Source organism: Streptomyces sp. NPDC051976 (genome assembly GCF_040680795.1).
In the GTDB taxonomy this organism is placed as follows: Bacteria; Actinomycetota; Actinomycetes; order Streptomycetales; family Streptomycetaceae; genus Actinacidiphila.
Map to the genome: position 1 here is coordinate 1 of NZ_JBFAXL010000095.1, position 22,193 is coordinate 22,193.

At 73.0% G+C, this 22,193-nt stretch carries 23 protein-coding genes; 14 read left to right on the forward strand and 9 right to left on the reverse strand.

Going from position 1 to position 22,193, the window contains the following annotated elements; all coding sequences use genetic code 11:
• Nucleotides 1–78: 78 nt before the first annotated feature.
• Entirely contained in the window at nt 79–1,122 is a 1,044-nt protein-coding gene (locus tag AB0M29_RS42540) for a LacI family DNA-binding transcriptional regulator (protein WP_365392520.1), read from the reverse strand.
• 163 nt (nt 1,123–1,285) lie between these two features.
• On the opposite strand from AB0M29_RS42540, the gene AB0M29_RS42545 reads away from it, so the two are divergent.
• On the forward strand, nt 1,286–3,571 hold the full coding sequence (locus AB0M29_RS42545) for a glycoside hydrolase family 3 N-terminal domain-containing protein (RefSeq protein WP_365392522.1): 2,286 nt from the start codon (nt 1,286–1,288) through the stop codon (nt 3,569–3,571).
• Nucleotides 3,572–3,688: 117 nt separating this feature from the next.
• On the opposite strand, the gene AB0M29_RS42550 is transcribed toward AB0M29_RS42545, so the two are convergent.
• Entirely contained in the window at nt 3,689–6,073 is a 2,385-nt protein-coding gene (locus AB0M29_RS42550; RefSeq protein ID WP_365392524.1) for an excinuclease ABC subunit UvrA, read from the reverse strand.
• A 99-nt stretch (nt 6,074–6,172) separates the two neighbouring features.
• A complete protein-coding gene (locus AB0M29_RS42555) occupies nt 6,173–6,511 on the reverse strand; it encodes a VOC family protein (RefSeq protein ID WP_365392526.1) in 339 nt (112 codons plus the stop codon).
• Nucleotides 6,512–6,724: 213 nt separating this feature from the next.
• On the opposite strand from AB0M29_RS42555, the gene AB0M29_RS42560 reads away from it, so the two are divergent.
• Both AB0M29_RS42560 and AB0M29_RS42565 read left to right on the forward strand, forming a co-directional pair.
• A complete protein-coding gene (locus tag AB0M29_RS42560; RefSeq protein WP_365392563.1) occupies nt 6,725–7,099 on the forward strand; it encodes a helix-turn-helix transcriptional regulator in 375 nt (124 codons plus the stop codon).
• Between the two features lie 10 nt (nt 7,100–7,109).
• Nucleotides 7,110–7,526, forward strand: a complete 417-nt coding sequence (locus tag AB0M29_RS42565; protein ID WP_365392528.1) for a VOC family protein — start codon at nt 7,110–7,112, stop codon at nt 7,524–7,526.
• Nucleotides 7,527–7,562: 36 nt separating this feature from the next.
• On the opposite strand, the gene AB0M29_RS42570 is transcribed toward AB0M29_RS42565, so the two are convergent.
• Entirely contained in the window at nt 7,563–7,991 is a 429-nt protein-coding gene (locus AB0M29_RS42570; protein ID WP_365392530.1) for an SRPBCC family protein, read from the reverse strand.
• A gap of 113 nt (nt 7,992–8,104) precedes the next feature.
• On the opposite strand from AB0M29_RS42570, the gene AB0M29_RS42575 reads away from it, so the two are divergent.
• From AB0M29_RS42575 to AB0M29_RS42590, 4 genes are all read left to right on the forward strand, one after another.
• A complete protein-coding gene (locus AB0M29_RS42575) occupies nt 8,105–8,920 on the forward strand; it encodes a pyridoxamine 5'-phosphate oxidase family protein (RefSeq protein ID WP_365392532.1) in 816 nt (271 codons plus the stop codon).
• A 110-nt stretch (nt 8,921–9,030) separates the two neighbouring features.
• Nucleotides 9,031–9,546, forward strand: coding sequence for a peptidase (locus AB0M29_RS42580; RefSeq protein ID WP_365392533.1), 516 nt, complete (start codon nt 9,031–9,033; stop codon nt 9,544–9,546).
• A 12-nt stretch (nt 9,547–9,558) separates the two neighbouring features.
• Nucleotides 9,559–10,629: an EamA family transporter gene (locus AB0M29_RS42585; RefSeq protein WP_365392535.1), complete on the forward strand. Its 1,071-nt coding sequence runs from the start codon at nt 9,559–9,561 to the stop codon at nt 10,627–10,629.
• Between the two features lie 411 nt (nt 10,630–11,040).
• Nucleotides 11,041–11,994: a DMT family transporter gene (locus AB0M29_RS42590; RefSeq protein ID WP_365392537.1), complete on the forward strand. Its 954-nt coding sequence runs from the start codon at nt 11,041–11,043 to the stop codon at nt 11,992–11,994.
• A 143-nt stretch (nt 11,995–12,137) separates the two neighbouring features.
• Here AB0M29_RS42590 and AB0M29_RS42595 read toward each other — a convergent pair whose 3' ends face one another.
• Entirely contained in the window at nt 12,138–12,797 is a 660-nt protein-coding gene (locus AB0M29_RS42595) for an FMN-binding negative transcriptional regulator (RefSeq protein WP_365392539.1), read from the reverse strand.
• A gap of 10 nt (nt 12,798–12,807) precedes the next feature.
• On the reverse strand, nt 12,808–13,473 hold the full coding sequence (locus AB0M29_RS42600; protein ID WP_365392541.1) for a pyridoxamine 5'-phosphate oxidase family protein: 666 nt from the start codon (nt 13,471–13,473) through the stop codon (nt 12,808–12,810).
• A 35-nt stretch (nt 13,474–13,508) separates the two neighbouring features.
• Between AB0M29_RS42600 and AB0M29_RS42605 the strand changes: the two genes are divergently transcribed.
• On the forward strand, nt 13,509–14,855 hold the full coding sequence (locus AB0M29_RS42605) for an aminotransferase class I/II-fold pyridoxal phosphate-dependent enzyme (protein ID WP_365392543.1): 1,347 nt from the start codon (nt 13,509–13,511) through the stop codon (nt 14,853–14,855).
• A gap of 63 nt (nt 14,856–14,918) precedes the next feature.
• Here AB0M29_RS42605 and AB0M29_RS42610 read toward each other — a convergent pair whose 3' ends face one another.
• The gene (locus AB0M29_RS42610) at nt 14,919–16,031 is read right to left on the reverse strand and encodes a DMT family transporter (RefSeq protein ID WP_365392545.1); all 1,113 of its coding nucleotides are present in this window, start codon (nt 16,029–16,031) and stop codon (nt 14,919–14,921) included.
• 72 nt (nt 16,032–16,103) lie between these two features.
• Between AB0M29_RS42610 and AB0M29_RS42615 the strand changes: the two genes are divergently transcribed.
• Entirely contained in the window at nt 16,104–17,009 is a 906-nt protein-coding gene (locus AB0M29_RS42615) for a LysR family transcriptional regulator (RefSeq protein ID WP_365392547.1), read from the forward strand.
• Nucleotides 17,010–17,039: 30 nt separating this feature from the next.
• On the opposite strand, the gene AB0M29_RS42620 is transcribed toward AB0M29_RS42615, so the two are convergent.
• Nucleotides 17,040–17,516: a pyridoxamine 5'-phosphate oxidase family protein gene (locus AB0M29_RS42620; RefSeq protein ID WP_365392549.1), complete on the reverse strand. Its 477-nt coding sequence runs from the start codon at nt 17,514–17,516 to the stop codon at nt 17,040–17,042.
• Nucleotides 17,517–17,640: 124 nt separating this feature from the next.
• Here AB0M29_RS42620 and AB0M29_RS42625 point away from each other — a divergent pair, with 124 nt between their 5' ends.
• The gene (locus AB0M29_RS42625) at nt 17,641–18,270 is read left to right on the forward strand and encodes a cysteine hydrolase (protein WP_365392551.1); all 630 of its coding nucleotides are present in this window, start codon (nt 17,641–17,643) and stop codon (nt 18,268–18,270) included.
• A 209-nt stretch (nt 18,271–18,479) separates the two neighbouring features.
• On the opposite strand, the gene AB0M29_RS42630 is transcribed toward AB0M29_RS42625, so the two are convergent.
• Complete coding sequence (locus AB0M29_RS42630) at nt 18,480–18,989, reverse strand: Rieske (2Fe-2S) protein (RefSeq protein ID WP_365392553.1); 510 nt, start codon at nt 18,987–18,989, stop codon at nt 18,480–18,482.
• A gap of 247 nt (nt 18,990–19,236) precedes the next feature.
• Here AB0M29_RS42630 and AB0M29_RS42635 point away from each other — a divergent pair, with 247 nt between their 5' ends.
• The 4 genes from AB0M29_RS42635 (at nt 19,237) to AB0M29_RS42650 (ending at nt 22,131) form a co-directional block, all read left to right on the forward strand.
• Nucleotides 19,237–20,058: a HipA family kinase gene (locus AB0M29_RS42635; RefSeq protein ID WP_365392555.1), complete on the forward strand. Its 822-nt coding sequence runs from the start codon at nt 19,237–19,239 to the stop codon at nt 20,056–20,058.
• A complete protein-coding gene (locus tag AB0M29_RS42640; protein WP_365392557.1) occupies nt 20,055–20,447 on the forward strand; it encodes a DUF3037 domain-containing protein in 393 nt (130 codons plus the stop codon). The genes AB0M29_RS42635 and AB0M29_RS42640 overlap by 4 nt, the downstream gene beginning before the upstream one ends.
• Before the next feature lie 141 nt (nt 20,448–20,588).
• Nucleotides 20,589–21,350 carry a 3-oxoacyl-ACP reductase FabG gene (gene fabG / locus AB0M29_RS42645; protein WP_365392559.1) on the forward strand — a complete coding sequence of 254 codons (762 nt, stop codon included), beginning with the start codon at nt 20,589–20,591 and terminating at the stop codon, nt 21,348–21,350.
• A gap of 22 nt (nt 21,351–21,372) precedes the next feature.
• Nucleotides 21,373–22,131, forward strand: a complete 759-nt coding sequence (locus AB0M29_RS42650; RefSeq protein ID WP_365392561.1) for an SDR family oxidoreductase — start codon at nt 21,373–21,375, stop codon at nt 22,129–22,131.
• Nucleotides 22,132–22,193: the final 62 nt, after the last annotated feature.

A 22,193-nucleotide genomic window follows, 5' to 3' on the forward strand; every position in this document is an offset into this window, starting at 1 on the left:
TTCCCACCCCCCCCGCTCTTCCGTTCTCGTAGGTGGCGGCCACCGCCCTGGGCTCGGGCTCCCCCGCCCGGTGGTGGGTCACCCCCCCGCGGGCCGGGGCCCCCCCCCCCGGGCCCGGCTCGATCCGCGTACCACCAGCCGCGTGGGCACGATCCGCGGCTGGGCCGACTCGACCGGGGTCGCGTCGAGCAGCGCCCGCAGCGCCTCGACGGCCGCCTCGCCGAGCCTGCGCTGGTCCTGCGCGACCGTGGTCAGCGCCGGGCGGACGAGCGCCGCCGCGTCGATGTCGTCGAAACCGACCACCGCCAGGTCGCGCGGCACACTGAGCCCCGCGGCGGCCGCCGCGTGCAGGGCGCCGATCGCCATCTGGTCGCCCGCCGCGAAGATCGCGGTCGGCGGCTCCGCCACCGCCAGCAGCTCCCGGGCCGCCGACTCGCCGCTGTCCAGGTAGAAGTCGCCCTCCGCCACATACTCCGGCGGCACCGCGAGCCCGAGCCGCTCGCAGGCGCGCCGGTACCCCGCCAGCCGCTCGGCGGCGGGCGGCAGGTGCAGCGGCCCGGTGACGGTGGCGATCCTGCGGTGGCCGAGCGCGTACAGATGCTCCACGGCGGCCTCCGCACCCGCCGCGTTGTCCGAACTGACGCGTACCGTACGAGGCCCGGTGAAGGCCGTGTCGATGCCCGCGCAGGGCACCGCGGAGGCGGCCAGCACCTGCAGGCAGCGGTCGTCGGCCGGGGTCGCCAGCACGATGACGCCCTCCAGATTGTGCCGCTGCACCGCCTGCAGATGCGCGGTGTCCGGGTCGTCGGGCCCCGGCGTGGTCAGCAGCATCAGGTGGTAGTCCGCCTCGGACAGCGCGGTGCGCACCGCGCTCAGCATCCCCAGCAGGAAGGGGTTGTGCAGCCCGCGCGCCTCCTGGCCGCTGTCCCATATGAGCCCGATGGTGTCCGAGCGGCGGCGCACCAGGGTGCGGGCCGGCTCGTTGGGCGCATAGCCCAACTCGCTCGCCAGCTGGCGGATTCGGGCCCGGGTGGCCTCGCTGACCTCGGCCCGGTCGTTCAGAGCCCGGGACACGGTGGCGGTCGAAACGCCGCTGCGGCGGGCCAGTTCACGGATATTCACGGCGTGCCTGTTCTGCGCGGAGGAAACCTCGGAAAGTGACTCGTGCGTACAGTCTTGACGATCAGTGGTGGCGAGGACAGACTTCCGGCCGATCGGAAACGTTTACGGCACTCGGTCCCGTCCACACAGCGCCGGGACCCCGAACAGGAACGGGACGCCTGCGATGCCAAGGAACGCTCGACGACTGCGCCTTCGCGGTCTGTTAACTCTCGCCACAGCGGCCGCCTGCGTCGCGGCCGTCGCGTCGGTACCGGCGCAGGCCGGGGACAACCCGACGTACACCAACCCGAGAGCGCCGATCGACGTCCGGGTGCACGACCTGCTCAAGCGGATGACGCTGGCCGAGAAGATCGGCCAGATGGACCAGATATCCGTGGTGCGCATGCAGGGCGACTGCCAGTGGAGCGGCGGCGACTTCACCCCGGCCTGCATGAAGTCGGTGCTCGGCGACAACGCGGCCGGGTCGATCCTGTCCGGCGGCGGTGCGGGCCCCGCGGTCAACACGCCCACGAACTGGGCGACCATGGTCAACACCGTGCAGAAGTACGCCGTCGAGAACTCCCGGCTGCACATCCCGGTGCTCTACGGCGTCGACGCCGTCCACGGCCACAACAACGTGCTCGGCGCGACGATCTTCCCGCAGGAGATCGGCATCGGCTCCACCTGGGACCCCTCGATCGCCCGGCAGGTCGGCGCCTCCGCCGCCCGCGCGGTCGCCGCCACCGGCATCGACTGGAACTTCGCCCCCGTCGCCGACCTCGCCCGCGACCAGCGCTGGGGCCGGTACTACGAGACCTACGGCGAGGACCCGCTACTCACCGGCACCCTGGCCGCCTCGGCCGTGAAGGGCATCGACACCGCGGACGGCGCCAAGCACGTGGTCGCCACCGTCAAGCACTTCGCGGGCTACTCCGAGCCGTCCAACGGCCACGACCGGGTGCCCGCGGACGTGTCGCTGCGCTACCTCCAGGACACCCTGCTGCCGTCGTACAAGGCGGCGGTGCAGGCCGGGGCCAAGACGGTCATGGTCAACTCCGGCGCCGTCAACGGCGTCCCGGCGACCGCGTCGTCGTACCTGCTCACCAAGGTGCTGCGCGACCAGTGGGGCTTCCAGGGCGTCGTCGTCAGCGACTGGCAGGACGTACGGGCGCTGCAGAACTCGTACCACATCGCCGCCGACTACCCCGAGGCGATCGCCAAGGCCGTCAACGCGGGCCTGGACATGGCGATGGAGCCGTACGACGCGCAGGGCTGGAGCGACGGGCTCAAGGCCGCGGTGGACCGCGGTCTGGTGTCGGTCAAGCGGATCGACCAGTCGGTGTCGCGCATCCTCACCCTCAAGTTCCAGCTCGGACTCTTCGAACACCCCTATGTGGACGCCTCGAAGGCGGACGCGCGGGTGCTCGGCGCGGACACCGGCCTGGCCCGGCAGGCCGCGGACGAGTCCCAGGTGCTGCTGCGCAACGACGGCAACGTGCTGCCGGTCTCCCCGTCCGCGAAGAAGATCGTCGTCGCCGGTTCCTACGCCGACGACATCAACGACCAGGTCGGCGGCTGGACCGTGGGCTGGCAGGGCGTGCCCGACGGCGTGAAGCTGCCCGGCACCACGGTGCTCCAAGGCATCAAGGAGGCGGCGCCCGCGGGCACCGAGGTCGTCCAGGCCAAGACCGCGGACGACGCGGTCGCGCAGGCCAAGGACGCCGACCTCACCGTGGTCGTGGTGGGCGAGAAGGCGGCCGCCGAGGGCGCCGCGGACGCGCCGCGGCCCGAACTCACCGCCGACCAGCAGGCGTTGGTGAAGTCCCTGAAGGCCACCGGCAAGCCGGTCGTCACCGTGGTGATCGCCGGGCGCCCGCTGGTGCTCGGTGACGCCGACGGCACCCAGGGCCTGCTGATGTCCTGGCTGCCGGGCACCGAGGGCGGCCACGCGGTCGCCGACGTGCTCTTCGGGAAGGTCAACCCGAGCGGCCGGCTGAACGCCTCCTGGCCCAAGGACATCGGTGACGAGCCGCTGTACTACCAGCAGCTGCCCGGCACCAACGGCGGCCCGGAGTCCACGTACAACGCCGCGTATCCCTTCGGGGCGGGCCTGTCGTACACCACCTACGCCTTCAACTCCGTCACCGCGGACTCCGCCACCGCGCGGACCCACAGCACGATCCACCTGAAGGTGGCGGTCGCCAACACCGGTGACCGGGCGGGCGATCTGGTGGTGCCGGTGTACGTGTCGCAGCCGTCCAGCGACGTCCTCGCGCCGCCGCGCAAGCTGGTCGCCTTCGCCAAGGTGCACCTGGCGGCGGGTGAGAGCCGTACGGTGTCGCTCGACGTGCCGCCGAGCGCGCTGGCGGTCACCCCCGGCGACATCGACGGGGCGGGCAAGCAGGAGGTGGCACGCGGCGACTACGTCTTCACCGCGGGCACCCGGACGACGACCGTGACGGTGCGCTGACCGCGGTCCGTACCGGTACGGCGCACGGCCCAGTGTCACACCACGACGCCGGGCCGCGGCGGGGGAACTCCCCGTCCGCGGCCCGGCGTTCGTGCCGTCGGCGCTTGCGGCGCCGGATCAGGCGCCGACGTAGGCCGCGAGGTGCTGGCCGGTGAGGGTGGAGCGGTCGGCGACGAGATCGGCGGGCGTGCCCTCGAAGACGATCCGGCCGCCGTCGTGTCCCGCGCCCGGGCCGAGGTCGATGATCCAGTCGGCGTGGGCCATGACCGCCTGGTGGTGCTCGATGACGATCACCGACTTCCCGGCCTCCACCAGCCGGTCGAGCAGGCCCAGCAGATGCTCGACATCGGCCAGGTGCAGACCGGTGGTCGGCTCGTCGAGGACGTACACACCGCCCTTGTCACCCATGTGGGTCGCCAGCTTCAGCCGCTGCCGCTCGCCGCCGGACAGCGTGGTGAGCGGCTGCCCGAGGCTGAGGTAGCCCAGCCCCACGTCGGCCAGCCGCTGCAGGATCCGGTGCGCGGCGGGCGTGTGGGCGTCGCCCGCGCCGAAGAACTCCTCGGCCGCGTCCACCGACATCGCCAGCACCTCGCTGATGTCCCGGCCGCCGAGGTGGTACTCCAGCACCGACGCCTGGAACCGCTTGCCCTCGCACACCTCGCACGTCGTGGCGACACCGGCCATCATCGCCAGGTCGGTGTAAACCACCCCGGCGCCGTTGCAGTTGGGGCAGGCACCTTCCGAATTGGCGCTGAACAGCGCAGGCTTGACGCCGTTGGCCTTCGCGAACGCCTTGCGGATCGGGTCGAGCAGGCCGGTGTACGTCGCCGGGTTGCTGCGCCGCGAACCGCGGATGGCGCTCTGGTCGACCGAGACCACGCCCTCACCGGCCGGAATCGACCCGTGGATCAGTGAACTCTTGCCGGAACCGGCGACGCCCGTGACGACGGTGAGCACCCCCAGCGGCACGTCGACGTCGACATCCCGCAGGTTGTGCGTCGTCGCGCCGCGGATCTCCAGCGTGCCGGTGGGCTTGCGCACCTCTTCCTTCAACTGGGCGCGGTCGTCGAAGTGGCGGCCGGTGATGGTGCCGCCGGTCCGCAGCCCCTCGACGGAGCCCTCAAAGCAGACCGTGCCGCCGCCTGAACCGGCGCCGGGGCCGAGGTCCACCACATGGTCGGCGATCGCGATCGTCTCCGGCTTGTGCTCCACCACGAGCACCGTGTTGCCCTTGTCCCGCAGCCGCAGCAGCAGGTCGTTCATCCGCTGGATGTCGTGCGGGTGCAGGCCGATGGTGGGCTCGTCGAAGACATAGGTGACATCGGTGAGCGAGGACCCGAGATGACGGATCATCTTCACCCGCTGCGCCTCGCCGCCGGACAGCGTGCCCGACGGCCGCTCCAGGGAGAGATAGCCGAGGCCGATCTCCACGAACGACACCAGCGTCTCCACCAGCCGCTCCAGCAGCGGCGCCACCGACGGCTCGTCGAGGCCGCGCACCCACTCGGCCAGGTCGCTGATCTGCATCGCGCAGGCGTCGGCGATGCTGATCCCGCCGATCTTCGACGACCTGGCCTCCGCGCTGAGCCGGGTGCCCTCGCACTCCGGGCAGGTGGCGAAGGTGACCGCGCGCTCCACGAAGGCGCGGATGTGCGGCTGGAGGGAGTCGACGTCCTTGGACAGCATCGACTTCTGCAGCTTCGGGATCAGGCCCTCGTAGGTCAGGTTGACCCCGTCGACCTTGATCTTGGTGGGTTCCTTGTGGAGCAGGTCGTGGAGCTGCCGCTTGGTGTACCGCTTGATCGGCCGGTCCGGGTCGAAGAAGCCGCTGCCCTTGAAGATCCGGCCGTACCAGCCGTCCATGCTGTAACCGGGGATGGTGAGCGCGCCCTCGTTGAGCGACTTCTCCTCGTCGTAGAGCTGGGTCAGGTCGATGTCGTTGACCGAGCCGCGGCCCTCGCAGCGGGCGCACATGCCGCCGGTGATGCTGAAGCTGCGGCGCTCCTTCACCGTCTCGCCCGCACGCTCCACGGTGACCGCGCCCGCCCCGCTGATCGAGGCGACGTTGAAGGAGAACGCCTGGGACGAGCCGATGTGCGGGGTGCCGAGGCGGCTGAAGAGGATGCGCAGCATCGCGTTGGCGTCGGTGGCGGTGCCGACCGTGGAGCGCGGGTCGGCGCCGAGCCGCTGCTGGTCGACGATGATCGCGGTGGTCAGGCCCTCCAGCACGTCCACGTCGGGCCTGGCCAGCGTGGGCATGAAGCCCTGGACGAAGGCGCTGTACGTCTCGTTGATCATCCGCTGGGAGTCGGCGGCGATCGTGCCGAACACCAGCGAGCTCTTGCCCGAACCCGAGACCCCGGTGAACACCGTCAGCCGGCGCTTAGGGATCTCGACGCTGACGTCCTTGAGGTTGTTCACCCGCGCGCCGTGCACGCGGATCAGATCGTGGCTGTCGGCGACGTGCGGTGCGGGTGACGACGCCTTCGTCCTCGTGGCCATGCTCTCCGTGTCTCCATCTGTTGTGCGGGGCTGCGGTGCGGGACCTCGACCCTGGACCGGACGCCGGTCCTGGAGCGGACGTCGGTCCTGGACCGGACGTCAGTCCTGGATGAGGCCGAGGACGTTGCCGTCGGGGTCGGTGAAGGTGGCCACCAGGCGGCCGCCGCCGACGTCGTGCGGGGCGTCCTTCAGGGTGCCGCCCACGGCGGTGACCTCGGCAAGCTTGGCCTCGATGTCGGCCACGTGCCAGTAGGTGACCGGCGACGGCTCCGTGCTGTTCGGCACCAGCCCGATCTGCTGGCCCTCGGCCTCGAAGCCGACGTAGTACGGCGAGTCCGCGTTCGGCTCCACGCCGAGCAGCGCCGCGTAGACCGCCTTGGCCTTGTCCAGGTCGGTGACGGGGTGCAGCACGGTCTTGATTCCCTGGGTGGAGGACATGTCCGCTCCTAGCGTGGTGTGGTCGTGTGGGCCGGGAAGGTCCGGCGGAAGACGGACGCGATGTCCGTGAACGTCACGCTAGCCGCGGCGCCGCGGCGGCGCTTCTCGATTCCTGATCGGTTCGGGACCGGCCAGGTCCGGCTGTGGGAAACTGATCACGTGGGAACGCAGAGTCTCGAGGACCTGATCCGGCTGCGCCGGGTCCGTGACCGGATGGACCGCGACTACGCGGAGCCGCTCGACGTGCCCGCGCTGGCGCGCGACGCCCTGATGTCGGCGGGCCACTTCTCCCGCAGCTTCCGCGCCGCCTTCGGCGAGACGCCGTACAGCTACCTCATGACCCGCCGTATCGAGCGGGCCAAGGCGCTGCTGCGGCGCGGCGACCTGTCGGTGACCGAGGTGTGCTTCGCGGTCGGCTGTACGTCGCTGGGGTCGTTCAGCTCCCGCTTCACCGAACTCGTCGGCGAGACCCCGAGCGCCTACCGGGCCCGCAACCACGACCACAGCGCGGGGATCCCGGCCTGCCTGGCGAAGATCCACACCCGGCCGCTCCGCAACGGGGACGCGGGCGCCGCCGCGCAGTCGTAGCCTGAGCAGCATGGACATCAAGGTTTCGCAGTGCTTCATCGCCGTCGACGACCATGACAAGGCGATCGCCTTCTACCGCGACGTGTTGGGCTTCGAGGTGCGCAACGACGTGGGCTTCGAGGGCATGCGCTGGGTGACGGTCGGATCGCCCTCGCAGCCGGACGTGAACATCGTCCTGGAGCCGCCGCTCGCCGACCCCAACGCCTCCGAGGCCGACAAGCAGGTCATGGCGGAGCTGATGGCCAAGGGCCTGCTGCGCGGCGCCATCTTCGTCACCGACGACTGCGACGCCACCTTCGAGCGGATCAGCGCGGCGGGCGGCGAGGTGCTGCAGGAGCCGATGGACCAGTTCTACGGGGTCCGCGACTGCGCCTTCCGCGACCCGTCGGGCAACCTGCTGCGTTTCAACCAGCCGCTGAAGAAGTGAGTCCCTTACGGCACGCCGCCCGACCCGGCCGCCGCGCTACTCGACGAGTCCGGCGATCTTGCGCAGCGACTCGTGCAGCGCGGCGGTCGCCGAGTCCTTCAGCTTGCCCGCCATCAGCGACACGGCGGCGCCGGTGAACGACCCGTCGATCCGTACCTCGGTGTCGTCGCCCTCGGGTGTCAGGGTGTAGCGCATACCGAGGTTGACCCCCATCGGCCCCTTGCCGCTGGTGCCCAGCACCCGCTCGGGCACCAGGTCGTCGACCGTCCAGGTCACCTCGGCGGGGAAGCCCATCATGCACATGTTCTCCTGGTACGAGGCACCGGCCGCCAGTGGCTGGGGGCCGCCGTCGGGGAAGCCGGTGTGCGTGGCGTTCCAGTCGCCGTAGGAGGAGAAGTCGGTCAACAGGTCCCAGACCTTGCCCGCTGGAGCCGCGATGCGCGCCTGGGCGGTGACTTCGGCCATGCGATCACTCCCTGAGTCCCGGGTGGTGCGCGCACCGTAGCCGGGGGAGGCGCAACACTCAAGACTGATGGACCGTCAGATGTGGTCGGCCTGAAGGGTGAGGGGAGACGTGGATGCGCGAGGGTGACGCGGGTGCGGGTGCGGGTGCGGGTGCCGGTGCCGATGCGGGCTCCGGCTCGGACGGCGCGGGCTCGGACGGCGTGCGCTCGGGCGGTGCTGACGCGGCTGTGCCCGGGGGAGACGCGGGCCTGCTCGCCCGGATGCGGGCCGCGCCCGTACTGGCCGGGCGGCTGCCGCACTTCGACCCGGCGCGGGCACCCGCGGCGCCGGGGCCGCTCTTCGCCCGCTGGCTGGACGCGGCACTGGCCGACGGTGTGGCCGAGCCCCATGTCATGACGCTCAGCACGGTGGCGGCCGACGGCACCCCCAGCGCCCGCGTGCTGATGCTGCGCGGCGTCGACAGCGCCGACTGCGCCGTCCTCTTCGCCTCCGACGCGGGCAGCCGCAAGGGCCGCGACCTGTCCGAGAGGCCCGTGGCCGCGCTGACCTGGTACTGGCCCGCGCACGGGCGGCAGATCCGGATGGCGGGGCCGGTCTCCACCGCGGACGAGCGGGCGACCCGGCAGGACTTCCTCGGCAGGTCGCCCGCGTCCCGGGCCGCCGGGTTCACCGGGCGGATGAGCGCGCCGCTCGCCGGCGCGGGGGAGTACGCGCGGGCCCGCCAGGAGGCGGAGGCACTGGTCGCGGCCGAGCCGGACCGCGTGCCCGACGGACACCGCCTGTACCGGTTGCGGGCAGGCGAGGTGGAGTTCTTCCAGGCCGACCCGGGCGGCCGCCATCTGCGGCTGCGCTACACGCGCGAGGGCGACCCCGGCGGCGGGAGCGGGGACGGCGGTGCGGGCTGGCACCGGACCTTGCTGTGGCCATGACTCATCCCCGGGGATGACGGGCCCGGCGGTCTCCCCCCTCCTCGGGCGGAGGCGCGGATGGACCGTGCAGCCGATGCGCGGGAGGGGCCCCGTTTGATGGGGTGGAGTTCGTGCACAGCAACTACGGGCCGCCGCTCGACCTGAACCACCTGGCGGACGACACTCGCCTCACGGTCGAGTTGCGTTCCGTGGCGGCCAGTGCGCGACGCCGGGCCACCCGCGACGCGGACCGCAGCGTCGACACCGCGCACCTGCTGCACTCCCTGCTGGAGAACGACCCGCTGGCGCGCGACGCGTGCGACGCGGGCACCGGCCGGGTCGCCCGCGTACTCGGCTACCTCGTGCAGCGCAGCATCGGATACGGCCTGGCGTGGCGCGGCACCGTGGAGGACTCCGGGGCCCTGCCCACCGTCGCGATGGCCGCCGCACCCGGCTGGAGCCCCGCCGCCGCGGCCGCGATGCGCCGCGCGGCGACGCTCGCCTGGCGTCGCGGCCGTCCCCAGGCCGACGGCATCGACCTCCTCGACGCACTCGCCGCCGACCCCGACTGCCGGGCCGTCGCCGTACTGCGTTCCGCGGGGCTCGATGTCAGTGGCTATCGGGATGACGGTCCTGTCGCGAGCTGACATCATGGGCCGATGCAGGTAACTCAGGGGAGGAACAGAGGGCTGGGGCTCGCCCTGCTGTCGGCTTTCGCGTTCGGCGGGTCGGGGGTCGCGGCCAAGCCGCTGATCGAGGCGGGTCTCGACCCGCTGCACGTGGTGTGGATGCGGGTGGCCGGAGCGGCGCTGATCCTGCTGCCCGTCGCGCTGCGGCACCGCACGCTGCCGCGCCGCAAGCCCGGGCTGCTCATCGGCTTCGGGCTGCTCGGCATCGCCGGCTGCCAGGCCCTCTACTTCGTGGCGATCTCCCGTATCCCGGTCGGCGTCGCGATCCTGGTCGAGTTCCTCGGCCCCGCCCTGCTGCTGGGGTGGGTGCGGTTCGTGCAGCGGCGCCCGGTCACCAGGGCCGCCGCGCTCGGTGTCGTCCTCGCGGTGGCCGGTATGGCCTGCGTCGTCGAGATCTGGTCCGGGCTCGCCTTCAACCCGCTCGGACTGCTCTTCGCCTTCGGCGCGGCCTGCTGCCAGGTCGCGTACTTCGTCCTCGCCGACCACGGCTCGGACGCGGAGGACGGCGACTCCGCCCCCGAACCGATCGCCGTCATCGCCTACGGCCTGCTCGTGGGCACCGTCGTACTGACCGCCGCCGCCCGCCCCTGGAACATCCACTGGGCCGTGCTCGGGCACCGGGCCGCCCTGGGCGAGCGTGAGGTCCCCGCGGTCCTGCTGCTCGCCTGGATCGTCCTGGTGGCCACCGTCGTCGCCTATCTCGCGGGCGTCATCGCCGTCCGCCGCCTCACCCCCCAGGTCGCCGGCGTCGTCGCCTGCATCGAGGCGGTCGTCGGCACCGTCCTCGCCTGGATCCTCATCGACGAGCACCTCGGCGCCGACCAGGTCATCGGCGGCACCCTCGTCCTCGCGGGCGCCTTCGTCGCCCAGACCGCGGCAGGCACCAAAGCCCCGTCCCCGGCCACCGAACCCCTCCCCGGGCCGGAGCCGCAGGGAGCGGAGCCCCCGGGGGAAGTGCGCCGCGAGCCCGGCGCCCACCTGCGCGACGGTGAGCGCCCGGACGAGGATCTGGCGCCTGCGGCGACGCCGAAGGGACGCTGAGGGCGGCTCCGCGCCGAGCCGGGCGGGGGGGTGGTTCCTGCGGCAGTTCGCCCGTCGAGGCCGCCGCGAGGGCGGAAGGCCCGCGTGCACGCGGCCCCGGACGCGCATCGTCGGGTCGTCTCGGGGCCGGTTGCGTGCGGCGTTCGTCGCGGTGGCCTCGGCGCGGCCCCATGCCAGGGGTCCGGGGCGCCGGGGTCGCATCCGGGTCCGGGTCCGGAGGACATAGGGTGGCGGTATGCATTCCACCGTTCTCCCGCCTCCCGCGCGCTGACGCGGGCGGCCGCACCGGGCCCGGAGCGCGTGTCACGCGCCGGAGGGTGACCGGGGTGGATCGGGCTGCCCGCACAAGGTGCCGAGCGACCTGATCACCTCTTCCGCGGGAGAACTCTCGTGTCCCACACCACTGTTCACATGCCGGTCCGGGCTGCCCTGTCCACGGGCCGGGGCCTGCTCTATGTCGTCTTCGCCGCCACCGCCTGGGGTACGGCGGGTGCGGCGGCGGCGCTGCTGTACGGCCGCAGCGGGCTCGGCCCGCTGGCCCTCACCTTCTGGCGGGCGGCGGGCGGCTGCCTCCTGCTGCTGGTCGCGCGGGCGCTCCGCCCGGCGCCGGCACCGGTACGGCCCGAGCCGCGGCGCCGCCGGCTGGTCCGCGTGCTGGCCACCGGCGCCGGGCTGACGCTGTTCCAGGCCGCGTACTTCTGCGCGGTGCGGTCCACCGGGCTGGCGGTGGCCACCGTGGTCACCCTCGGCTCCGGCCCCGTCCTGATCGCCCTCGCCGCCCGGGTCTTGATGGGCGAACGCCTCGGCCGCGGCGGCACGCTGGCCGTCGCGGGCGCCCTGCTGGGCCTCGCCGTCCTGGTACTGGGCGGCGGCGGTACGGAGGTACGCCCGCTGGGCGTGCTTCTCGCGCTGCTGTCGGCCGCGGGGTACGCGGCGATCACCCTGCTGACGCGGTGGTTCGGGCGTACCGGCACCGCGGGCGACCCGCTCGACACCTCGCTGTGGGCCTTCGCGATCTGCGCGGTGGTGCTGCTGCCCGCCGCGTGGGCCGAGGGCATCACCCCGCACACGGCGGATCTCGGCCGCACCCTGCTGCTGCTCGGCTATCTGGCCTCGGTGCCCACGGCCGCCGCCTACGGCCTGTACTTCGCGGGCGCCGCGGTGCTCAGGGCCGCGACCGTCTCGGTGATCGCCCTGATCGAACCGGTCTCGGCCGCCGCCATCGCCGTCCTGCTGCTCGGTGAACGCCTCACCGCGGCCACCGTGCTGGGCACCGTGATCCTGCTCGCCGCGGTGACGGGCCTCGGTCTCGAGGAGGCGAGGTCCGCCGCGGTACGCCGCCGGGCGGCGCCTGCCACCGGGTGAGCGGCGCGGGGTGAACGCCGTGGGGCCCGCGCCCGCCGTCAGCGGCGAACACGGGCCCCGCGTGGCCCCCCGCCCGCGCCGGGTTCCGCCCGTCGAGCGGCGGGGGCGCGACGCCGCGGGTCGGCGCCCGCCAGGGCGGCGCGTCAGTGGTCCGTGCCCGCTCCGGAGTCCAGGCGGCGCAACTGGTGGGTGCGGGCGGCCGCGTCGTGCGGGCCCGAGCGTTGCGCCAGCAGCTCCGTCACCCGGCGCTGCGTCGCGGCGGGCTTGTTGCCGCCGTACTTGAACTTGGCCCGCACGTCGGTGACTTCGAGCCGGATGCCGCGGATCCCCGCGAGCATCCGGCCGAACGGCGCCTGGTCGGGGACGACGGGAGCGGTGCCGCCGTCGGGCTGGAAGTGGCCGACCTGCCGCCGCAGCAGCTCGGCCTTGAGCTCCGGGTCGTCCACCACATGCGCCGTGCAGTGGAGCTGGACGGCCGCGTAGAAGCTGGTCGGTGTCCCGTGCTCCGGCGGGGCGCCGTCCGGGGCGTGCCACGGGCCGGGGATGAAGGTGTAGTCGTCGACGACGCTCAGCGTCACCCGCGGCGCGGCTTCGAGCGCCCGCCACAGCGGGTTGGGCCGGGCGAGATGGGTGACGGCCTCGCCGTGTGCGCCGCGCGCCGGGTCGTAGGCGAAGTGCAGCGGCTGCACGAGGGGCGGCTCGCCCGGCAGGCCGTTGACCGCGAGCTGGCCGAAGTCGTGGACGGCCAGCCAGTCCCGCCACTCGCCGTCCTCGGTGGGCGCGTCCCAGGGGTGGATCAGCATCGGGTGCCCCTCACTCGCCGCTCAGATAGCCGGGCAGCGCGATGGAAGGCGCGAGGTCGTCGGCCGGGATCGGGGTGCCGTACGTCCTCGCGACCGGCAGCACACCGGTCCAGTAGGGGAGTTCGAGGTCCTCCGGCTCGTCGTTGGGGCCGCCCGACCGCACCTTCGCGGAGACCTCCAGCAGGTCGAGGCGTATGACGGCGGTGGCGGCCAGCTCCTTGGCGTTGGCGCGCCGGGAGTCGTCGGCGCGCCCCGGCATCACCTGCTCGACGATCGCGTCCAGCGCCAGCGACCGCTCCTCCGGGTCGGTCACCTGGAACGCGGTGCCGTGCACCACCACCGAGCGGTAGTTGACCGAGTGGTGGAACGCCGAGCGGGCCAGCACCAGGCCGTCCAGGTGCGTGACGGTCAGGCACACCGCGAGCCCCGGGGCGGCCCCGGCACCCCGCAGCGGCCGGGAACCCGTCGAGCCGTGCACATAGAGCCGCTCGCCGACCCGGGCGTAGAGGGTGGGCAGCACGACCGGCGCGCCGTCGCGGAGGAAGCCCAGGTGGCACAGGTATCCCTCGTCGAGCACCGCGTGCACCAGCTCGCGGTCGTACGAGGCGCGTTCGCGGCTGCGGGTCGGTACGGTGCGGTCGGTGGACGGGTATGCGGTGGGCTGCGCGGAGGGCATGGCGCGATCCTTTGAACTAGTGCATAATATGGTTTGTGCTAGGAGAATACCGGATCACGGGTAAGGGCGCATCGGCTATCGCCGCCGACATCGAGAGCGCCGTCGGCTCGGGCGCGCTGAAACCCGGCGCGGCCCTCCCGCCGCTGCGCGAACTGGCCCAGGAACTCGACGTCAACCCGAACACCGTCGCCGCCGCCTACCGCCTGCTGCGGGACCGCGGAGTGATCGAGACGGCGGGCCGCCGCGGCAGCCGGGTCCGCTCACGCCCGGCGACCGCGCCCCGCGACGAGATCAGGATCGACGTCCCGGCGGGCGTACGGGACATCTCACAGGGCAACCCCGACATCGCGCTGCTGCCCCCACTGGACACCGCCCTCGCCGCGGCGGCGGCCCATCACGCGCTCTCGCCCGCGCTCTACGGCGGTCCGCCCGTCGACGCCGACCTCGCCGCGCTGGCCCGCGCCGCCCTCGACGCGGACGGTGTGCCCGCCGGTCCGATCGGCATCACCTCCGGCTCGCTCGACGCCATCGAGAGGGTGCTCGCCGCCCATCTGCGGCCCGGCGACGCGGTCGCCGTCGAGGACCCCGGCTGGGGCAGCACCCTGGACCTCGTACCCGCCATGGGGCTGCGCGCCGTCCCGGTCGGCGTGGACGACGACGGGCCCGTGACCGCCGACGTCGCCCGCGCCCTGCGTGGCGGGGTCCGGGCGATCGTGGTGACCGGCCGCGGCCAGAACCCCACCGGCGCCTGCGTCTCCGCCGCCCGCGCCGCGGAGCTGCGGGCGCTGCTCGCCGCCCATCCCCAGGTACTCGTCATCGACGACGACCACGTGCACGGCCTCGTCGACCTGCCCCTGCACTGCCTGTCCGGCGTCACCGAACACTGGGCCCTCGTCCGCTCCACCGCCAAGGCGTACGGCCCCGACCTGCGGCTCGCCCTCTACACCGGGGACGCGGTGACCGTGGATCGCGTGCGCGGCCGCCACCGGCTCGGCGCGGGCTGGGTCAGCCACCTGCTGCAGCGCACCGTCGTCCACCTCTGGGAGAGCGGCGCGGTGGACCCGGTGCGCACCGCCCGCGCCTACGCCGAGCGGCGTGACGCACTGGTGCGGGCGCTCGCCGAGCGCGGTGTCGTCGCGCACGGCCGCAGCGGCATGAACGTCTGGGTGCCGGTCAGCGACGAGACCGGCGCCGTCACCGGGCTGCTCCAGCGCGGCTGGGCGGTCGCCCCCGGCCAGCGCTTCCGGCTCGCCTCGCCGCCCGGCGTGCGGCTCACCGTCTCGGCCCTCACGCCCCGCGACATCCATCCGCTCGCCGACGCCGTCGCCCAAGTGCTGCGCCCCGCGGGACCGGGCCCTGGCGGCTCCGGCCGCTTCGTCTGACCTTCCCGTAGCGCCGCCGCCCGCCTGCTCCCACACCCGCGGGTGACGGCGCTACGGAGACTGCTACGGCTTGGCCGGGGCCTGAGCCGGAATCGGTGCCTGGGCCGCCTCGGCCGAGACCGGAACCGGAACCGGGACTGTGTCCGGGACCACGGCGGCGGCCGGCTTCGGGCGCCGCTGGGTGAGGGCGGCACCGGCCAGGATGACCGCGGCGCCGACCGGTTCGTTCCAGCTCAGCGACTCGCCCAGCAGCAGGACGCCCGCGGCGGTGGCGACGATGGGTATGAGGTAGGTGACCATCGCGCCGATCGTCGGGCCCTTCTCGGCGACCAGACCGTACTGGATGAGGAACGCCACCCCGGTGCCCAGCGCGCCGAGGGCCAGCACCGACAGCACGGACTTGGCGGGGAAGGACGTCGGCAGCGAGGTGAAGAACGGCGTGATCACGGCCAGTTGCAGGGTGCCCAGGAACAACTGGCTCGCGGACATGGACAGGTTGGAGCTGCCGCTGCCCGCCAGATTGCGCCGGACGTACGCCCAGCCGACCGCGTAGCTGAAGGCCGCCGTCAGTGCCATGATCGTGCCCTTGGGGTCCTGCCCGGAGAAGCCCTGCCAGGCGCCGAGCACCGTCAGCACGCCGAGGAAGCCGAGCCCGACGCCCGCGAACCGCTGCCGCGACGGCCGGTCCTCGGACAGCGCGACCACCGAGACCAGCATCGAGAACAGCGGGGTCGCCGCGTTGCATATCCCCGCGAGCATCGAGGGGATGGTCTGCTCGGAGTACGCGAACAGCGAGAACGGCAGCGTGTTGAGCAGCACCGCGGCCACCGTCAGATGCAGCCAGGTGCGGCCCTCGCCCGGCAGCCGGTCCCGCTTGACCGCGACCGCCACGGCCAGCACCGCCGTGCCGAACAGCATCCGGCCGAGGGTGACCTGGAGGGGCGCGAACGCTTCGTTGCCCACCTTCATGAACAGGAAGCTGAAGCCCCAGACCAGACCCAGCGCGGTGAAGCGGATCCGCCAGTCGACGACCCGGCGGGGCTGCTTGGCGGCGGACGTGTCGGCCGCACCCGCCGCGGCCGGGGAAGCGGAGGTGAGGGGCAGGGACGCCGACCCCGGGGAGGGGAGCGGCGCGGGATCCGGCGTGGCGGTCCTGGGCTGGGCGGGTGCGGTCATGCGTCTACGATGGCGCGTTTGATGTCGTAGAACAAGCGAGTTTTGGTACACGGACGACGTAGGATTACTTACATGTTGAGTCTGGAACGCCTGCGCATCCTGCACGCCATCGACACCCACGGCTCGGTGAGCGCCGCGGCCGAGGTGCTGAGCGTGACGACGTCGGCCGTGTCGCAGCAGATGGCCAAGCTGGAGCGGGAGACCGGCCAGTCGCTGCTCGCGAAGAACGGCCGCGGCGTGCGGCTGACCGACGCCGGGCGGCTGCTGTCCGGGCACGCCGAGCGGATACTGTCGCTGGTCGAGCTGGCCCACTCCGACCTGGAGGCACACCGCGGAGCCGCCGTCGGCGAGCTGCGCGCCGGCGCCTTCCCGACGGCCGTGCGCGGACTCTTCCCCAAGGCACTCAAATCGCTGCGCGAGGAGCACCCGCAGCTGCGCACCGTGGTGCACGAGCTGGAGCCGCACGAGTCGCTGGCCAGGCTGGTCCGCGGGGACATCGACCTGGCGGTCGTCCTCGACTGGTACAACAAGCCGCTGTCGCTGCCCGGCGGGCTGGCCAAGGCGCCGCTCATCGACGACATCGCCGATGTCGCGCTCCCCGAGGGGCACCGGCTGGCGGGCCGCTCGGCGATCGAACTCGACGACCTGGCCGACGACGACTGGATCGCCTGGCCGGACGGCGGCTTCTGCCACGAGTGGCTGCTGTTCACGCTCCGCGGCAAGGGCGTCGAACCGCGGATCGCCCACCACGCCGAGGAGCACGCCACCGTCCTCGCGCTGGTCGCGGCGGGCCTCGGGGTGGCCGTCATCCCGCGTCTGGGCCGTGACCCGATGCCCGAGGGCGTATGCGTCACCCCGGTCCGCCACACCATGCGCCGCCATGTCTACGCGGTCTGGCGCGAGGACGCGGACCGCCGCCCGGCGATCCGCGCGGCGGTCGAGGCGCTCCGCCGGTCGGCTGCCCGGCCGACGGACTGACCGCCCGAGCCCGGCCCCGGCTGCCCCTGCCTACCGCTCCCCGAGAGTCGCGAGCTTGGCGAAGTCCCAGGACGTGACGGTCTCGGGGGTCAGGCGCAGCCACGCGTGGCGGCCGTCGTGGGGCATGGCGGCGAGGCCGAAGTTGCGGGTCGCGAAGAGGCGTTCGGGCGCGTCGAGTTCGGGGTGCGGCTCACCGGTGCGCGGGGCCTCACCGACGAACTCGACGGAGCCGCACAGCTCGACGCCGCGCAGTTCGCCGTACTCCTCGCCGTCGTCCACGACCACGGCGACGCGCGGGTCGTGCCGGAGATCGGCCCAGCGGCGGCTGCGGACCAGCGAGTAGAGCCACAGCGAGGTGCCGTCCCAGGCGAACCACAGCGCCCCGGCGTGCGGGCGGCCGTCCGGTGAGACGGTCGCCACCCGGCAGGTGCGCCGCTCGGCGAGGAAGGCGTCGATCTCGGCCGGGGACATCATGATCCTGCGGCCCCGCCGCTGGGTGACGGTCATGGTCGTGGCACCTCCGCGCCGCTGCCGTGCAGCCTTAACTGACTACTCGTCAGGAATCATGCGGGACGGCGGCCCGCCAGGTCCAGCCCTTCTCATCTGACGGTCAGTCAGATACGGTCGGCCCATGACCTCAGGCGACCGGCTCTCCGCGCTGCTGCGTCCCGAGTCCACCGCGCTGCTCACGGTGGAGTGCCAGCGCGGGGTCGTCGGGCCGGGCGGCGCGCTTCCCCAACTCGCCGCCGCGGCCCGCGACTCGGGCGCGCTGGCCAATGTCGCCCGGCTCGTCGGCGCGGCGCACATCGTGGGCGCCGCGGTGCTGCACGCGGTCGCGCAGCGCCGTACCGACGGCCGGGGCGGCAACAGCAACGCCCGGCTCTTCCGCGCCGCCGCCAAGCTGCCCGTGCAGCAGATCGAGGGCAGCGCGGCGGTTCTGCTCGCCGAGGAGATCCCGGTGGCCGACACCGACCTCCGGGTCACCCGGCTGCACGGACTCTCGCCGATAGCGGGCACCGATGTCGACCCCCTGCTGCGTAATCTCGGCTGCCGCACCCTGATCGTCACCGGGGTCTCGCTGAACATCGCGATCCCCAACGCGGTCTTCGACGCCGTCAACCTCGGCTACGACGTGGTGGTGCCCGGTGACGCCGTGGCAGGGGTGCCCGCCGACTACGCCGAGGCGATGGTCCGCCACACCCTCGCGCTGGTGGCCACCGTGACGACGACCGACGAGATCCTCGGCGCTTGGCGGAGCTGACGCCCCTCCCTCGCACGCCCCTCCCTCGCACGCCCGTCCCGCTGACGCGCTTCCCCCGGCGCCCTCACAAGGACGCCGGGCGGGTGCCGGGCGCCCCGTATCCGCCCGGCGCCCGTCCGGCGCGTCTGGTGAGGGCCGGACGGTTTTGTGTCCGCAACCCCGTCCGGCCCGTATCGGTTGCCTGTAGGCCCCCGTGGTGCCCTGTCCTGCTACGCGTCGAGCTCCACCTCGTCGCCCTTGACCGTCACCTTCTGCGTGGCCAGCGGACTGCTCGCCGGGCCGTTCGCCACGCTGCCGTCCGCCACGTGGAACTTGCTGCCGTGGCACGGGCAGTTGATCGTGCCGTCCGACACGCTGGTGACCAGGCAGCCCTGGTGGGTGCAGGTGGCGGAGAACGCCTTGAACTGCCCGGCGGTCGGCTGCGTGACGACGACCTTGTGGTCAGGGTAGATCTTTCCGCCGCCGACCGGGATGTCCGCGGACTTCCCCAGCGTCGTCCCGCCACCGCCGCCCCCGCCGTTGGCCGAGTCGGTCGTCGACGGCGGCGCCCCGGCGTCGGTGGTGGTGGGGGCGGCAGGGGCCTCGGAGTCCGACTTGGCGTTGTCCGAGGAGTCCGAGCTGCCGCAGGCCGCCAGCGCCGCGGCGAGCCCCACGCCGCCAGCCGCCGCGACGATGCCGCGTCGGGTGGGTGGCACGGAGATTCGGGGGGTTTCGGCCATGAGGAGGATCCTGTCCGCTCGTGGGGCCGGGCGGCGGGGAGGAGCCGCCGCCCGGCAGCGTGTGGTCACGCATGCCGGTTGATACGGACCGGCGGGGCGTGGCGTTCAACGCGGGCGGCAGGAATTTTCCCCGGGGTCCCGCCGGCCCCTCCGCCACCACCGTGCGGCCCCCGTGTCCGGGCGCGCCCCGCTCCCCGGCCCACCCACCGCGTCCCTCACGCTCCGCCCCGGCACATAACCTGGGGGGATGCTGAGAGAAGTGACGGGCATCCGCTACGTGACGCCGCTGCGCGAAGGCGGCTCGGTGCCCGGTGTGGTCGAGGCGGACGACCTCGGCACCTATGTCGTGAAGTTCACCGGCGCCGCCCAGGGCCGTAAGGCGCTGATCGCCGAGGTGGTCGCCGGCGAGCTGGCCAGGCGGCTGGACTTGCGCGTGCCCGACCTGGTGCGCTTCGACTTCGACCCGGTCATCGGACTGGGCGAGCCCGACCAGGAGATCCAGGACCTGCTGAAGTCCAGCGGCGGCCTCAACCTGGGGATGGACTTCCTGCCCGGCTCCCTCGGGTTCGACCCGTTGGTCTTCGGCGTCGATCCGGTCGAGGCCGGCCGTATCGTCTGGTTCGACGCGCTGATCGGCAACGTCGACCGCTCCTGGCGCAACCCCAACATGCTGGTCTGGCACAAGGACCTGTGGCTCATCGACCACGGCGCCGCGCTGATCTGGCACCACAACTGGAAGACCGCCCACACCGCGTCCGCCAAGCCCTACGACGCCGCCGACCACGCGCTGGCCCGCTTCTCGCCCGACCCGGTGGCCGCGGCGGCCGAACTCGCGCCCCGGGTCACCGACGCGCTGCTGACCGAGGTGACCGCCCTGGTACCCGACGAGTGGCTGACCGACGAGCCCGGCTTCGACACGCCCGACGAGGTGCGCCGCGCCTACCGCGAGCTGCTGCTGGCCCGCGCCGCGGACATCCACGAGCGGATCAGGCTGGCGCCGCAGCAGGAGGAGAAGCAGCCGCCGCCGGAGTGGCTGCGTACCTGGGTCGAGGGGAAGAACGCCAAGTGAGCACGGCGAACGGGCGCGATGTCTTCGAGTACGCGCTGGTGCGCGTGGTGCCGAGCATCGAGCGCGGCGAGATGATCAACGCCGGTGTGCTGGTCTACTGCCGCGCCCAGGGGTACGTGGGCGCGCGCGTGCACCTGGACGAGGGGAAACTGCGCTGCCTGGACCCGGCGGCCGACGTCGACGGGGTGCGGACGGCGCTGCGCGGGTACGAGGGCATCTGCGCGGGCGGCGAGCGGGCCGGACAGGCGGGACGGGACGACCCGGGCCGCCGCTTCCGCTGGCTGACCGCGCCGCGCAGCACCATTGTGCAGCCCGGCCCGATCCACACCGGGCTGACCGCCGACGCGGAACAGGAGGCGGACCGGCTGCTCGCCCTGCTGGTGCGCTGAGCCACATCACCCGTGGTGGCGTTGACACAGGGTCACGGCCCTCCTACGGTTTCGGCTACGGGACCTACTAAGCGGTCGCTCATGTGCCCAGGGTGTGTGCGGGGCGGATGCGGCGCCGCACCACAGGGCTGAGGAGATCAGATGTCCACCACCGAGCAGCGCGTCGCGATCGTGACGGGCGCCGCCCGCGGAATCGGCGCCGCCACCGCCGTACGGCTGGCCGCCGAGGGCCGCGCCGTCGCCGTACTCGACCTCGACGAGGGCGCCTGCAAGGACACCGTCGAGACGATCACCGCGGCGGGCGGCCGGGCCCTCGCCGTCGGCGCCGACGTGTCCGACGAGGCACAGGTCGAGGCGGCCGTCGCCAAGGTCGTCGCGGAGCTGGGCGCGCCCACGATCCTGGTGAACAACGCGGGCGTCCTGCGCGACAACCTGCTGTTCAAGATGAGCGCGTCCGACTGGGACACCGTCATGAACGTGCACCTGCGCGGCGCCTTCCTGATGACCCGCGCGGTACAGAAGCACATGGTCGACGCCAAGTTCGGCCGCGTGGTCAACCTCTCCTCGTCCTCGGCGCTCGGCAACCGCGGCCAGGTCAACTACTCGGCCGCCAAGGCGGGTCTGCAGGGCTTCACCAAGACCCTCGCCTTCGAGCTGGGCAAGTTCGGCATCACCGCCAACGCCGTCGCGCCCGGCTTCATCGTCACCGACATGACCGCCGCCACCGCCGCCCGGATCGGCATGGGCTTCGAGGAGTTCCAGGCCGCCGCGGCCACCCAGATCCCCGTTCAGCGCGTCGGCAACCCCGACGACATCGCGAACGCGATCGCCTTCTTCACCGGCGAGCAGGCCGGTTTCGTCTCCGGCCAGGTCATGTACGTGGCCGGCGGCCCGCTCAACTGACAAGCCGGAGGTCCCGAACACCATGAACCAGCTCCCCGACAGCGGCCGTGTCGCCCTCGTCACCGGCGCCAGCCGCGGTATCGGCTACGGCATCGCCGAGGCGCTCGTCGCCCGCGGCGACCGCGTCTGCATCACCGGACGCAACGAGGACGCGCTCAAGGAGGCCGTCGACAAGCTCGGCGCCGACCGCGTCATCGGCGTCGCGGGCAAGGCCCACGACGAGGCACACCAGGCCGTCGCCGTCGAACGCACCATGGAGGCGTTCGGCCGCGTCGACTTCCTCGCCAACAACGCGGGCACCAACCCCGTGTACAGCCTGCTCGCCGACCTCGACCTCGGTGTCGCCCGCAAGGTCTTCGAGACCAACGTGATCTCCGCGCTCGGCTTCGCCCAGCAGACCTGGAAGGCGTGGCAGAAGGAGAACGGCGGCGCGATCGTCAACATCGCCTCCGTCGCCGGACTCGCCCCCTCGCCGTTCATCGGCGCCTACGGCGTCAGCAAGGCTGCCATGGTCAACCTCACGGTGCAGCTCGCCTCGGAGATGGCGCCGGGCGTCCGGGTCAACTCCATCGCCCCGGCCGTGGTGAAGACCAAGTTCGCCGCGGCGCTCTACGAGGGCCGCGAGGAGGAGGCCGCCGCGGGCTATCCGCTCAAGCGGCTCGGCGTGCCCGAGGACATCGGCGGCGCCGCCGCCTTCCTGCTCTCCGACCAGGCCGCCTGGATCACCGGCCAGAACCTGGTGGTCGACGGCGGGCTCTTCCTGCAGGCGGGCGTCGCCTGAGGGGTGCTCCGGCGTACGCGGCCCTCGGGCGGCGGTCCTCAAAGGGCCGCCGCCCGAGGGCG

What these genes read in the sequence shown, in the direction of transcription:
- AB0M29_RS42545 (WP_365392522.1), top strand. Translation starts at nt 1,286, where the DNA reads ATGCCAAGGAACGCTCGACGACTGCGCCTTCGCGGTCTGTTAACTCTC.
- AB0M29_RS42550 (WP_365392524.1), bottom strand. Translation starts at nt 6,073, where the DNA reads ATGGCCACGAGGACGAAGGCGTCGTCACCCGCACCGCACGTCGCCGAC.
- AB0M29_RS42555 (WP_365392526.1), bottom strand. Translation starts at nt 6,511, where the DNA reads ATGTCCTCCACCCAGGGAATCAAGACCGTGCTGCACCCCGTCACCGAC.
- AB0M29_RS42560 (WP_365392563.1), top strand. Translation starts at nt 6,725, where the DNA reads ATGGACCGCGACTACGCGGAGCCGCTCGACGTGCCCGCGCTGGCGCGC.
- AB0M29_RS42565 (WP_365392528.1), top strand. Translation starts at nt 7,110, where the DNA reads ATGGACATCAAGGTTTCGCAGTGCTTCATCGCCGTCGACGACCATGAC.
- AB0M29_RS42570 (WP_365392530.1), bottom strand. Translation starts at nt 7,991, where the DNA reads ATGGCCGAAGTCACCGCCCAGGCGCGCATCGCGGCTCCAGCGGGCAAG.
- AB0M29_RS42575 (WP_365392532.1), top strand. Translation starts at nt 8,105, where the DNA reads ATGCGCGAGGGTGACGCGGGTGCGGGTGCGGGTGCGGGTGCCGGTGCC.
- AB0M29_RS42585 (WP_365392535.1), top strand. Translation starts at nt 9,559, where the DNA reads ATGCAGGTAACTCAGGGGAGGAACAGAGGGCTGGGGCTCGCCCTGCTG.
- AB0M29_RS42590 (WP_365392537.1), top strand. Translation starts at nt 11,041, where the DNA reads ATGCCGGTCCGGGCTGCCCTGTCCACGGGCCGGGGCCTGCTCTATGTC.
- AB0M29_RS42595 (WP_365392539.1), bottom strand. Translation starts at nt 12,797, where the DNA reads ATGCTGATCCACCCCTGGGACGCGCCCACCGAGGACGGCGAGTGGCGG.
- AB0M29_RS42600 (WP_365392541.1), bottom strand. Translation starts at nt 13,473, where the DNA reads ATGCCCTCCGCGCAGCCCACCGCATACCCGTCCACCGACCGCACCGTA.
- AB0M29_RS42610 (WP_365392545.1), bottom strand. Translation starts at nt 16,031, where the DNA reads ATGACCGCACCCGCCCAGCCCAGGACCGCCACGCCGGATCCCGCGCCG.
- AB0M29_RS42615 (WP_365392547.1), top strand. Translation starts at nt 16,104, where the DNA reads ATGTTGAGTCTGGAACGCCTGCGCATCCTGCACGCCATCGACACCCAC.
- AB0M29_RS42620 (WP_365392549.1), bottom strand. Translation starts at nt 17,516, where the DNA reads ATGACCGTCACCCAGCGGCGGGGCCGCAGGATCATGATGTCCCCGGCC.
- AB0M29_RS42625 (WP_365392551.1), top strand. Translation starts at nt 17,641, where the DNA reads ATGACCTCAGGCGACCGGCTCTCCGCGCTGCTGCGTCCCGAGTCCACC.
- AB0M29_RS42630 (WP_365392553.1), bottom strand. Translation starts at nt 18,989, where the DNA reads ATGGCCGAAACCCCCCGAATCTCCGTGCCACCCACCCGACGCGGCATC.
- AB0M29_RS42635 (WP_365392555.1), top strand. Translation starts at nt 19,237, where the DNA reads ATGCTGAGAGAAGTGACGGGCATCCGCTACGTGACGCCGCTGCGCGAA.
- fabG (WP_365392559.1), top strand. Translation starts at nt 20,589, where the DNA reads ATGTCCACCACCGAGCAGCGCGTCGCGATCGTGACGGGCGCCGCCCGC.
- AB0M29_RS42650 (WP_365392561.1), top strand. Translation starts at nt 21,373, where the DNA reads ATGAACCAGCTCCCCGACAGCGGCCGTGTCGCCCTCGTCACCGGCGCC.